The following is a 12,607-nucleotide window of genomic DNA, read 5'->3' on the forward strand; positions in this document are numbered from 1 at the left end:
GGTTATGGCTACAGTCGATAATCTGGACACGAATGTGCAGATGGTTGATGCGGGCGAAACGCTCTCCACCCGCGAAAAAATAGGCTATGGGCTGGGAGATGCCGGTGGACACTGCATCTCTGACTTAATCAGCGGCTTCCTGCTTTTTTTCTACACCGATGTGTTCGGCCTCAGCCCGGCCATCGTCGGGGCAATGTTCTTTACCCTGAGAATTTTTGATGCGATATCAGACCCGGTTATGGGCGTTATTGCTGACAGAACCCGCAGCCGCTGGGGCCGCTTTCGCCCGTGGCAGCTCTGGACTGCCGTGCCGCTTGCGGTTATCGGCATCCTGACGTTTACCGTGCCAGACATGAGCCCAAACATGAAAATTGCCTGGGCGTTCGGGACCTATTTTTTGCTCTCTATTGGCTATACCGCCAATAACGTCCCCTACTGCGCCCTGATAAACGCCATGACCAACCGTCACGATCAGGTAATGTCCTGCCAGTCCTGGCGCTTTGTCTTAAGCGGTATCGCCGGCTTCCTGGTCTCCGTCGGGCTGCCATGGATGGTCGAGCTTTTTGGCCAGGGCAATCTGGCTAAAGGCTACCAGTACGGCGTGGCCGTGCTGTGCGCCGTTGGTATGATCATGTTTTTACTTTGCTTTTTCTGGGTCAAAGAGCGGGTTCCGCTGTCGCTGGCCGGAAAATTCACGCTGCGCCAGCATCTGCAAGGGCTGCGTAAGAACGACCAATTACTGCTGATGCTGGTGATGTCCTTCCTGCTGGTGAATATTCTGTGCATTCGCGGCGGCGGCTACATGTACTTTATCTCCTACGCGCTGCAGGGCAGCGCCGGCTTTATGTCGCTGTTTTTTGCTATCGTCACCGTGGCTGCGATTATTGGCGCGGTGATCGTCAACCCGCTTTCACGCCGCGTCGACATGGTTACGCTGTACTTCCGCACTAACCTGGTGCTGGTTATTTTCGGCGTGGCGATGTGGTTCCTGCCCACCGGCCCGCAGCATCAGACACTATGGCTGGTCTGTATCCTGATCAACAACGTTGTGCTTGGTTTCACCCTGCCGCTGCACTTCTCGATTATGGCCTTCGCCGATGATTACGGTGAATGGAAGAATGGCGTGCGTTCCTCCGGTATGAACTTCGCCTTTAACCTCTTTTTTATCAAGCTCTCCTGGGCCTCATCCGGCGGCATTATCAGCCTGTTGCTGATTCTGGTCGCGTACCGTCCAGGCCTGGAAAATCAAACTGCCGCGTCTATTCAGGGCATCACCCTGCTGCAAACCGTAATACCGGCAATTTTCCATCTGGTGCTGGCCCTGTGTCTGCTCAAGTGCCGACTGGACGGCCCAATGATGAAACGTATCTCCACCGATCTTAACCAAAGACATAGCCAAATTTCCTGAGGTAAACATGATGCAGTCCGATGTAATTGAAGCCGACCTGAACCGAATTACCGTTACCGATCCTTTCCTGGGAGAGTATCAGCGTTTGATTCGTGATGTCGTCATTCCTTATCAGTGGGAAGCGCTGAACGACAATATTCCCGATGCGGAGCCCAGCCACGCGCTGGCCAACTACCGCATTGCCGCGGGACAAGAGGATGGCCAATTTTACGGAATGGTTTTTCAGGATAGCGACGTCACCAAATGGCTTGAGGCGGTCGCCTGGTCGTTAAGCCAAAAACCTGACGCGACGCTCGAACAAACCGCTGACGAAGCGATCGAACTGCTGGCGCAAGCGCAGTGTGAAGACGGCTATCTCAATACCTGGTATACCGTAAAAGAACCGGGTCAGCGCTGGACTAACCTGGCAGAGTGTCATGAACTGTACTGTGCCGGGCATCTTTTTGAAGCAGCTGTCGCTTTTTATCGCGCCACCGGTAAACGTCGTCTGTTGGAAATTTCCTGCCGCTTTGCCGACCACATTGATACCGTCTTCGGGCCTAACCCCGGACAGCTTCGCGGCTATCCGGGACATCCGGAAATCGAACTGGCGCTGATGCGCCTGTATGAAGTCACCCGGGAACCTCGCTATCAGGCGTTGGCCTGCTTCTTCGTCGAAGAACGTGGGAAGCAGCCCTACTATTACGATATCGAGTTCGAAAAACGCGGCGGTACCCGGCACTGGATCGGTTGGGGCGACGCCTGGCCAGGAATGATCAAAGACAAAACTTACACCCATGCGCACAAACCGCTCGCTGAACAGAACGAAGCGGTCGGCCACGCCGTACGTTCGGTCTATCTGATGACCGGCCTGGCGCATATCGCCCGTATGACAAATGACGAAGAGAAACGTCAGACCTGCCTGCGGATCTGGAACAACATGGTGCAGCGTCGGATGTATATCACCGGAGGAATCGGCTCTCAGGGGATCGGCGAAGCTTTTACCAGCGACTACGATCTGCCCAACGATACCGCCTACGGTGAAAGCTGCGCTTCAATTGGCCTGATGATGTTCGCCCGTCGGATGCTGGAAATGGAAGGCGATGCGCACTATGCCGACGTGATGGAACGCGCTTTTTACAATACGGTACTCGGCGGGATGGCGCTGGACGGTAAACACTTCTTTTATGTTAACCCGCTGGAAACCTATCCGAAAAGCATTCCGCATAACCATATTTACGACCATATCAAACCGGTTCGCCAGCGCTGGTTTGGCTGCGCCTGCTGCCCGCCAAATATCGCCCGCACGTTGGTGGCTATCGGGCACTACCTGTTCACGCCGCGCCGGGATGCGCTGTTTATCAATTTCTACGCCGGAAGCGAAGCGCAGTTCACCATTAATGACCAGCCGCTGGCGCTAAAAATCAGCGGTAACTATCCATGGGATGAGGAGGTCAACATCACTTTCAGCCACCCGCAGGCCGTTCAGCATACGCTGGCGCTGCGCCTGCCGGAATGGTGTGAAGCGCCGCAGGTGCTCATCAACGGCGAAGCCGCGCAGGGCGAACAACTGAAAGGCTATATGCATATTACGCGCCAATGGCAGCAGGGGGATATCATTACGCTGCGCCTGCCGATGACCCTCCGCCGGGTCTACGCCAACCCGCTGGTTCGCCATAACGCCGGTAAAGTCGCCATTCAGCGCGGACCGCTGGTTTACTGCCTGGAAGAGGTTGATAACGGCGCCGAACTGCACAACCTGTCGCTACCCAAAGCGAGTCAGATACGCGAGATTCCAGGGACCGGGGTGCTAGAAGGAAAAATCGTGCTGCAGGCGGAGGGGCTTCGGGTACTGACCGCCCAGGAGGATAAACCGCTCTACAGCTTCGACCATCGCCAGACGGCGGTAGAGAAACAGACCTTAACCTTTATTCCATGGTTTAGCTGGGCCAATCGTGGCGAAGGCGAAATGCGAATTTGGATCAACGAGGCCTGACCTCTAAAAACAAAAAGCCCGCAGTCTCCGGACCGCGGGCTTCCAGTGAATCAAGGCATTACCCTTCGTTGTGCATCTCCAGGTTTTCCACTTCGTTCTGCAGCTGAACCGCTTTTGCGTCGTCGTTGCGCAGAGAGTCAAGGAAATCCAGATAGGTCTGATCAACATCTTTAGTGACGTAGATACCGTTGAAGACCGAACATTCAAACTGCTGGATATCTGGATTCTCAGCACGCACCGCGTCAATCAGATCGTCCAGATCCTGGAAAATCAGGCCATCCGCACCGATGATCTGGCGAATCTCATCCACTTCACGCCCGTGAGCAATCAGCTCATTGGCGGTCGGCATATCGATGCCATACACGTTCGGGAAACGAATTTCCGGCGCAGCGGAAGCCAGGTAGACTTTCTTCGCCCCGGCTTCGCGCGCCATCTCAATAATTTGCTCAGAGGTGGTGCCGCGCACGATGGAATCATCCACCAACAGCACGTTCTTATCGCGGAACTCGGCGCGGTTGGCGTTAAGCTTACGCCGCACCGATTTCCGGCGCAGCTGCTGGCCCGGCATGATGAAGGTTCGGCCTACGTAGCGGTTTTTAACAAACCCCTGACGGTACGGCTTGTCGAGGATGCGGGCGATTTCCAGTGCGATATCGCAGGAGGTTTCCGGAATGGGAATGACCACATCGATATCCAGATCTTCCCACTCGCGGGCAATTTTCTCGCCCAGCTTCGTGCCCATATTGACGCGGGCGCTGTAAACGGAAATTTTGTCGATGAAGGAGTCCGGACGCGCAAAGTACACGTACTCGAACAGGCACGGGTTGCTGACCGGGTTTTCCGCGCACTGGCGAGTAAACAGCTGGCCTTTTTCGGTGATATACACCGCTTCGCCAGGCGCCACGTCGCGCAGGAACTCAAAGCCCAGCGTATCGAGCGCCACGCTTTCCGAAGCGACCATATACTCGGTACGGCCATCGCCAATATCGCGCTTGCCCAGCACCAGCGGACGGATGCCGTTCGGGTCGCGGAAGGCCACCATGCCGTGACCGATAATCATCGCCACGCAGGCGTAAGCGCCGCGAATCTGGCGGTTGGTGGCGGCAATCGCCGCAAAAATATTGTCGGCTTCCAGCGGGTAGTGGCGGAAGTTGTCCAGCTCGCTGGCAAAGATATTGAGCAGGATTTCGGAATCGGAGGTGGTGTTGATGTGGCGGCGTTTTTCTTCAAACAGCTTTTTACGCAGCTCGTGAGCGTTGGTCAGGTTACCGTTGTGCGCCAACGTAATACCATACGGTGAGTTGACGTAGAAAGGCTGAGCCTCAGAGGCGCTGGAGCTGCCAGCCGTCGGGTAACGAACGTGACCAATCCCCATATTGCCCTGCATACGCTGCATATGGCGAGCTTCAAAAACATCGCTCACCAGTCCGTTCGCCTTACGCAAACGGAAACAATTGTTCGCATCAATGGTGATGATGCCTGCGGCATCCTGGCCACGATGCTGAAGCACCGTTAACGCGTCATAAATCGACTGGTTTACCGGCATGACACCGGCGATACCGACAATACCGCACATACGTCTTTTCCTCGTTAAGCTACATCCCAACGCTTATGCTTTGGGCAAGAAACTTGACGAGCTCTGCAGATAGTCAAAGAACCATCTGATAACGAAACTGAACTGCGGGATAAGCTCAGACTTTTGCCAGTCTTCGCTTTTCGCCATACCGGTAAAGCTATCGAGAAAGAACAGAATCGCTGAGACGATTAGCACACCGCGCAGGGCGCCAAAGCAGATCCCTAAGACCCTGTCGGTACCCGACAGGCCGGTTTTCTCCACCAGCTGACCTATCACAAAGTTTACGATAGCGCCGACGATAAGCGTTGCGATAAACAGTATCGCGATAGCAATCCCATTTCGGACCAGTTCGTCTTCAAAGCCCGTGAACCAGACAGCCAGGTAAGTGTAGTAATGACTGGCAACAAAGAAAGCACATCCCCAGGTTACCAGCGATAAAGCTTCACGAACAAAGCCGCGGATCAGGCTAACCAGTGAGGAAAAACCAATCACCGCAATTATGGCGTAATCAATCCAGACCATATACGTCCCACGATTTTACGCCCTGTCGTCCGGTTCGGGGCGCATTCTAACAGAAAAAGAAAACGTTTGCGTAGGGATTTCCGTGCCCTACATAAATAAAAATGGCGCTGAAAAAACATTCAACGCCATACTGCCTTTCGCCTCTTCAGGGCACGTCAGACAGGGGTTTCAGCTCGCTACTCTTTTAAAAAAGAGAGAGTTAGTTCGGGCTGTAGCCCATGACCACGCCGCTGAGTCCTGAAAGCTGCTTCAGTTCTCCAAGCTGGCCTTTAAGCTTATCCTTTGAGGTATCCGGCCCCACAAGAATACGGGTAATTTTACCCTGCACCGGTGTCGAAGGCGATGTGTAAACCTTAAAACCGGAAGCGCGCAGCTTGCCCACAATTTCGTTGACCTTATCGGCGTTCTTTAGCGCGCCCAGCTGCACTACGTATGCTTTACCGGTCGGCGCAGGGATTTCAGCCTGCTGCTGTGGCTTAGGCGGCGGCGTCTGCGCCGCAACCTGCTGCTGCTGTGGTTTCTCTACCGGCTTCGGCTGAGGTTTCGGCTGCGCCTGCGGTTTTGGCGCGACAACCGGCTCCTGAACCACATCAAAACTGTTGTTGTTCACCGGTATGCGCGACGGATCCAACGATGGCGCCGCGGCGTCACCGGCTCTCACCTCTTCCGCCGCCCCTTCCGGAGGCTGCGAAGGCAGCGCCTGAGTCGCCGCTGGCAGCATATCCGGCTCATCGCGGTCCCCTGGTTTGGGCACCAGCGGAATGGCGGCAAACTCATCCTGATAATGTTTTTTCTGACCATCCAGTAGCCCTGGCAGGATAATCACCCCCAGCGCTACCAGCACAATCGTCCCGACTAAACGGTTCTGAAACTTACTTGCCACCGGTTCTCCCCGCGTCTATTTCTTCCATTACATGCGCCACCGTGTGGAATGAACCACAGACCAGCACCGTATCTTCAGGTCTGGCATCCGCCATCGCCGCATGCCACGCTTTCGCAACGCTGGTATAGACTTTACCTGCGCGTAAATGTTCCAGCAGCTGCTCCGCCGTGGCTCCGCGCGGTCCTTCCAGCGGCGCGCAGTACCAGTCGTCAACTTCCGCCTGCAAATTCGCCAGCGTACCTGCGATATCCTTATCATGCAGCATACCAACAACCGCCAGTACGCGCCCCGTTTTCGATAAGGTTTTGAGACGCCCGGCGAGATAGGCCGCCGCGTGCGGGTTATGAGCAACGTCAAGGATCGTCCGCGGCGCTTCGCTGATTATCTGGAAACGCCCAGGCAGCATCGCGTTTTGAATGCCGTCGCGCATCGCCTGCTCCTTCACCTTAAGCCCGCTGGCGCGCAGGGCCGCGAGCGCGGTTGCCGCATTCGGCAGCGGTACCTGCGGCAGCGGCAGATCGTTTAACGTCCCCAGCCGATCGCGGAAGGACCAGCCTTGTTGACTAGCGTCGTACTGCCAGTCAACGCCACGGCGCAGGAGCTGCGCCCCTTTTTCGCTCGCCACCTCTGCGATGGTCAACGGCATATCGGGTTCGCCGACAATGGCCGGTTTGCCTGAGCGGAAAATCCCCGCCTTTTCACGACCGATACTTTCGCGATCGGGCCCCAGCCAGTCAGTATGATCGAGGGCAATACTGGTGACCACCGCCACGTCAGCATCGACGATATTGGTAGCATCAAGGCGGCCGCCCAGGCCCACCTCAAGAATCACCACATCCAGTCGCGCCTGCTGAAACAACCACAGCGCAGAGAGAGTACCGAACTCGAAATAGCTCAGGGAAATCTCGCCGCGCGCGGCTTCAATTTCGGCAAAAGAAGTCGTATGCGCGAGTTCCGGCAGCTCTTCGCCCTGCACGCGCACCCGCTCGGTGTAGCGCACCAGATGCGGCGAACTGTATACGCCAACCTTGTAGCCCGCCGCCATCAGCACCGATTCCAGGGTACGGCAGGTGGTGCCTTTGCCGTTGGTCCCCGCGACCGTAAAGACAAACGGCGCAGGTTTTATTACCGCCATCCGCTGCGCGACCTCGCTGACGCGCGCCAGCCCAAGATCGATAGTTTTGCTGTGCAGATGTTCCAGATAAGAAAGCCACGTAGCCAGGGGCGACGTGGCCTGAGGAATAGGTTGTTTTTCCATGATGTCCGGCAAGAGTTAGGATAACTACGCGTATAAAAAAGGGCAGCGCCGTCAGGCCTGCCCTCTGCATTATCAGGCCTCTGGTTCCTGATCCGGCACCGGTGGCACCACCTCACCTTCGTGAGCGGGTTCCGGATTTGGCGCCGGAAGATTCATTAGCTTCGCCAGAATACTGGCCAGCTTCAGGCGCATTTCCGGGCGGCGTACGATCATGTCGATCGCCCCTTTCTCAATCAGGAACTCACTGCGCTGGAATCCTGCCGGCAGCTTCTCGCGAACGGTCTGCTCGATAACGCGGGGACCGGCAAAGCCGATCAGCGCTTTCGGCTCGGCGATATTCAGATCGCCCAGCATCGCAAAGCTCGCTGAGACACCACCCATGGTGGGGTCAGTCAGCACGGAGATATACGGCAATCCGCGCTCCTGCATTTTCGCCAGCGCAGCGGAGGTTTTCGCCATCTGCATCAGCGACATCAGCGCTTCCTGCATACGCGCGCCGCCGGATGCGGAGAAGCAAATCAGCGGGCAGTTGTCTTCCAGAGCCTGCTCAACCGCGCGGACAAAGCGCGCGCCGACCACAGAGCCCATTGACCCGCCCATAAAGGAGAATTCGAAAGCTGCGGCAACAACCGGCATAGCATGCAGAGTGCCTTTCATGACCACCAGCGCGTCTTTTTCGCCAGTCTCTTTCTGGGCTGAGGCCAGACGGTCTTTATACTTTTTCGAATCGCGGAACTTCAGCACATCTTTCGGCTCGAGCTCGCTTCCCAGCTCCACGAGGGAACCTTCGTCCAGCAAGCTATGCAGGCGGTTGCGCGCCGACATACGCATGTGGTGATCGCACTTAGGGCAAACCTCCAGGTTGCGCTCCAGCTCTGCGCGGTACAATACCTGACCGCAGCTGTCGCACTTGGTCCATACACCTTCAGGGATACTTGCCTTACGGGTGGGGGTTATATTGCTTTTAATTCGTTCAATCCAGCTCATTGATAACCTTTCTACCTGAACCTGGTCGATGCCAGTTTTGTCGCAAGGGGCGCATAATGCCATTTTTGCCCCTCACAGACCATGAATGTTGCACATTAAATCATAACATCCCGTAACATGGGATAAAAAAGTGGTCGAACCGCTCACACTTCACTCTTCGGACGGCGGCATACCGTCCGAAGATCGTCGCCGCGTTATTTCGCCTGTTTCGCCGCCGCCCGCTTGTGGCGGATGACTTCAATGACGCCAGGCAGTACGGACAGAACAATAATCGCGACGATCAGCAGCTTAAGGTTTTCCTGTACGATCGGCAAATCGCCAAACAGATAACCCGCATAGGTAAATAACAGTACCCAAAGCAGCGCGCCAACGACGTTATACATCGCAAAATGACGATAGGACATATGCCCCATTCCCGCAACAAACGGCGCAAACGTTCTGACAATCGGCACGAAACGGGCCAGGATGATGGTTTTGCCGCCGTGGCGTTCGTAGAAGCTATGGGTCTTATCCAGATAGCTGCGGCGGAAAATTTTCGAATCGGGGTTGCTGAAAAGCTTTTCACCGAACAGCCGGCCAATCGTGTAGTTCAGCGCATCGCCAACAATCGCCGCAATGACCATCAGCAGCACCATTAAATGCACGTTGAGATCGTTAGTCGGCAGCGCGGAGAGCGCTCCTGCCACAAACAGCAGAGAATCCCCCGGCAGAAACGGCGTGACCACCAGGCCGGTTTCGCAGAACAGAATCAAAAACAAAATCGCGTATACCCAAATACCGTACTCCGCGACCAGCTCAGCCAGATGCACATCAATGTGCAGGATAAAATCGATTAAAAAGTGAATCAGATCCATAATTTGCGTTAGCCCTTAATGACCAGGTTAGTCCGCCAAAAACAGCGGGCCCATCGGCATGACAGGGAGGTCGTAGCGCGCCGGGTAATCCACCGCCACCAGATACAATCCTTCCGCCTTTGCCGTTGCGGCGGCAAGCGTCCTGTCTTTTGCCGCCAGAAGTTCTGCAATCCAGCTCTCTGGCTGGTTACCGGCACCTACTTCCATCAGACTGCCGACAATATTCCTTACCATATGATGTACAAAGGCATTCGCTTTGATGTCCACCACCACATATGCACCATAACGAGTGACGTTAATGTGCATCACGTTCCGCCACGGCGTGCGCGACTGGCACTGCACCGCACGAAACGAGGTGAAATCATTCTCTCCCAGCAGGCACTGAGCGGCGCGCTGCATCCGTTCTGCATCCAGCGGGTGATAATAATGGGTTACGCCGCGGCTCAATACCGCCGGCCGCAGACGATGATTATAGATAACATAACGATAGCGGCGCGCGGTGGCGCTGAAGCGGGCGTGAAAATCCTCAGGAACCCGCTTCACCCAGCGAACCGCGATATCGCCGGGTAAATTGGCATTGACGCCCAGGGTCCATGCGGCATCCTGACGCTGCGAGCGCGTTTCAAAATGCACGACCTGGCCGGTTCCGTGAACGCCGGCATCCGTACGGCCCGCGCAAAAAACGTTAACAGGCTCGTTCGCTACCTGCGAGAGCGCCTTTTCCAGCTTCTCCTGTACGCTGCGGACTTCGTTCTGCCGCTGCCAGCCGTAGTACTTGCTGCCATCGTATTCGATGCCCAGCGCGATTTTGTAGACCGGCGGCTGCTCCATCTCAGACATCAGTACAAATACTCCTGAACCAGCTTCTCAGCGATTTTCACCGCCATCAGCGCGCCGCCAAAACGAACGTTATCGGCGACTGACCAGAACTGCACCTGTTCAGGCATACCATAGTCGTTATGCACGCAGCCGACGGAAAGGCGGGCGTTGCCGGAAGCATCCCCGACCTGCGTCGGGAATTCGCCCTCTTCGGACAGCTCGATATCTTCCCCGCGGCTAAAGGCATCGCGCGCCTCTTCGGCCGCCAGTGGACGCTGCGCTTCAAAGCTCACCATCTGCGCGTGGCCATAGAACACCGGCGACTGCACGACGTTAGCAGAGATCATCAGACCGTCATCCTGCAGTATCTTGCGGGCTTCATCGACGATACGCCGCTCTTCGCGCACGCTTCCTTCACGATCGGGCAGCAGCGGCAGCATATTGAACGCCAGCTGGCGGCCGAAGAAATCATCGTCATCGATTGGCATACCGTTGAGTAATTTAGCGCTCTGGCCCGCCAGCGCATCAACCGCTTTTTTACCGTGAGCGGAAGCAGAAAGCAGGCTGGTTACGCTTATACGCGACAGGCCGCCCTGATCGATCAACGGTTTTAACGCCGACAGCAGCTGGCTTGTCAGGCTATTCGCTACCGCGATAACGTTGCGGTTGCGGTAATCCGCCAGTACGAACGGGTTAACATCCGGCACCACCAGCGGCACATCCGGCTCCAGAGCAAACAGACCGCTTAAGTCAATCACCAGGCAGCCCGCGTTCGTGGCCTCTTCGACATACGCTGCGGTCGCTTCTACACCCGCGGCAAAAAATGCCAGCTGGGCCTGGGTCCAGTCGAACTCCGCCGCATCCTGAACGAGAACCGACTTGCCCGCAAAACGCAGATGTTCACCGGCGCTGTCGCTACGCGCAAGGGCATAAATATCCCCCACCGGGAACTGACGATCGGCAAGAGTTTCGAGCAGGGCTTCGCCTACGGCGCCCGTTGCGCCCAGTATGGCAATATTCCAGCCTTCAGACATGGTGGTGTACTCCAGAAAAAAAGCGGCCCTGCCGGATTATCCAGCAGGAGCATTAAGATGATATTAACGAACAGGATGATGTACGGCGTTAAAGCCAAGCTGGCGCAGCAGCGTCGCCGCCTGGGCATCACTACACTGCACGTACAGCGAAGACCATTCGCGACGTTCTTGGTAATTCTTGCGCAGCTTATCGAACTCGCCCGCAACGCCCGCGACTTTTCGCAGCGGCGCATCATCGCGGCGCACATCATACACCAAATGCGCCAGCCGTTTTAGCGTTGCCTGATCGAGCGGCCCGTGCAGCGTAATGCGGCCAAACTCCGGCGCCGGTAGCAGCGTGTCCAGCGCCACCTGCTGCGGGTGGCCAATAAACGCGCTGTAGGCCTCAAAAACCTGGGTCGTACCGCGCGCTTTTCCTTCAAGGGTGTAGCCGGCAATATGCGGCGTACCAATATCCACCCGCTTGAGCAGCTCGATATTCAGGTCCGGCTCCGGCTCCCAGACATCCAGCACCACGCTTAACGGCTGATTTTCCTGTAGTCGTTTAAGCAGCGCAGCGTTATCCACCACTGCCCCACGGCAGGCGTTGATTAATATCGTCCCCGGCTTCAGGCGGCGAATCAGCGCCTCATCCGCCAGGTGCAGCGTTTTGTACTGCCCTTCCTTATAGAGCGGCGTATGGAAAGTCAGAATGTCGGCTGCCTGCACCAGCTCGTCAAGAGGACGGAAGTCGCCCTCATCGCCGCGATCGGCGCGCGGGGGATCGCAAAGCAGCGTTTTAATTCCCAGCGCCTCGAGACGTTTGTACAGGCGCCCGCCCACGTTGCCGACGCCTACGATCCCGACGGTACGGTCGCGCAGCGCAAAGCCATCGCGTTCAGCCAGCATGAGCAGCGCTGAAAAGACATATTCCACCACCGCGATAGCGTTACAGCCCGGCGCCGCGGAAAAACCGATTCCCGCCCGCTGCAGCCACGCCTGATCGACATGGTCGGTGCCTGCCGTTGCGGTGCCAACAAATTTGATAGCCTTGCCGGAGAGCAGCGCTTCGTTAACTTTGGTGACGGATCGCACCATCAGCGCATCAGCGTCATTGAGCGCTTCGACCGGAACGGGACGACCCGCAACGGCCTTCACTTCCCCCAGGCGGCTAAAAAGCTCACGCGCATAGGGCATATTTTCATCAACGAGGATTTTCACGGTTCAGTACCTGTCTGAGAGCGAGAGTAAACCGGGGAAGTGTGCCATAATCTGCCCGCCAGGAACATCACCACCCGGCCCTGAGTACAGT

11 protein-coding genes are annotated in these 12,607 nt (G+C 56.3%); 2 read left to right on the forward strand and 9 right to left on the reverse strand.

Annotated elements, in window-relative coordinates:
• The first annotated feature begins 4 nt into the window (after window positions 1-4).
• Together ABLV12_RS14325 and ABLV12_RS14330 are read left to right on the forward strand one after the other, a co-directional pair.
• Window positions 5-1,408 (forward strand): MFS transporter, encoded by a 1,404-nt coding sequence (locus ABLV12_RS14325; RefSeq protein ID WP_004114267.1) that lies wholly within the window; start codon window positions 5-7, stop codon window positions 1,406-1,408.
• Between the two features lie 7 nt (window positions 1,409-1,415).
• On the forward strand, window positions 1,416-3,383 hold the full coding sequence (locus tag ABLV12_RS14330; RefSeq protein WP_023321378.1) for a beta-L-arabinofuranosidase domain-containing protein: 1,968 nt from the start codon (window positions 1,416-1,418) through the stop codon (window positions 3,381-3,383).
• A gap of 58 nt (window positions 3,384-3,441) precedes the next feature.
• Here the strand turns inward: ABLV12_RS14330 and purF are convergent, their stop codons facing one another.
• The 9 genes from purF to pdxB form a co-directional block, all read right to left on the reverse strand.
• On the reverse strand, window positions 3,442-4,959 hold the full coding sequence (gene purF, locus ABLV12_RS14335) for an amidophosphoribosyltransferase (protein WP_004104140.1): 1,518 nt from the start codon (window positions 4,957-4,959) through the stop codon (window positions 3,442-3,444).
• 33 nt (window positions 4,960-4,992) lie between these two features.
• On the reverse strand, window positions 4,993-5,481 hold the full coding sequence (gene cvpA / locus ABLV12_RS14340) for a colicin V production protein (protein ID WP_004104143.1): 489 nt from the start codon (window positions 5,479-5,481) through the stop codon (window positions 4,993-4,995).
• Window positions 5,482-5,680: 199 nt separating this feature from the next.
• Window positions 5,681-6,364, reverse strand: coding sequence for a cell division protein DedD (dedD, locus tag ABLV12_RS14345; RefSeq protein ID WP_004114272.1), 684 nt, complete (start codon window positions 6,362-6,364; stop codon window positions 5,681-5,683).
• A complete protein-coding gene (folC, locus tag ABLV12_RS14350) occupies window positions 6,354-7,622 on the reverse strand; it encodes a bifunctional tetrahydrofolate synthase/dihydrofolate synthase (protein WP_064396451.1) in 1,269 nt (422 codons plus the stop codon). The genes dedD and folC overlap by 11 nt, the downstream gene beginning before the upstream one ends.
• A gap of 72 nt (window positions 7,623-7,694) precedes the next feature.
• Window positions 7,695-8,609, reverse strand: a complete 915-nt coding sequence (accD, locus tag ABLV12_RS14355; RefSeq protein ID WP_016808402.1) for an acetyl-CoA carboxylase, carboxyltransferase subunit beta — start codon at window positions 8,607-8,609, stop codon at window positions 7,695-7,697.
• Between the two features lie 194 nt (window positions 8,610-8,803).
• The gene (locus ABLV12_RS14360; protein WP_004104153.1) at window positions 8,804-9,463 is read right to left on the reverse strand and encodes a DedA family protein; all 660 of its coding nucleotides are present in this window, start codon (window positions 9,461-9,463) and stop codon (window positions 8,804-8,806) included.
• A 27-nt stretch (window positions 9,464-9,490) separates the two neighbouring features.
• Entirely contained in the window at window positions 9,491-10,303 is an 813-nt protein-coding gene (gene truA, locus ABLV12_RS14365; protein ID WP_004104154.1) for a tRNA pseudouridine(38-40) synthase TruA, read from the reverse strand.
• A complete protein-coding gene (locus ABLV12_RS14370; protein ID WP_004104155.1) occupies window positions 10,303-11,316 on the reverse strand; it encodes an aspartate-semialdehyde dehydrogenase in 1,014 nt (337 codons plus the stop codon). Before ABLV12_RS14370 ends, truA begins: the two co-directional genes overlap by 1 nt.
• A gap of 63 nt (window positions 11,317-11,379) precedes the next feature.
• Window positions 11,380-12,516 (reverse strand): 4-phosphoerythronate dehydrogenase PdxB, encoded by a 1,137-nt coding sequence (gene pdxB / locus ABLV12_RS14375; protein ID WP_064396453.1) that lies wholly within the window; start codon window positions 12,514-12,516, stop codon window positions 11,380-11,382.
• Between the last annotated feature and the right edge of the window lie 91 nt (window positions 12,517-12,607).

Source organism: Klebsiella sp. CN_Kp100, assembly GCF_040065315.1.
Lineage (GTDB): Bacteria > Pseudomonadota > Gammaproteobacteria > Enterobacterales > Enterobacteriaceae > Klebsiella > Klebsiella oxytoca.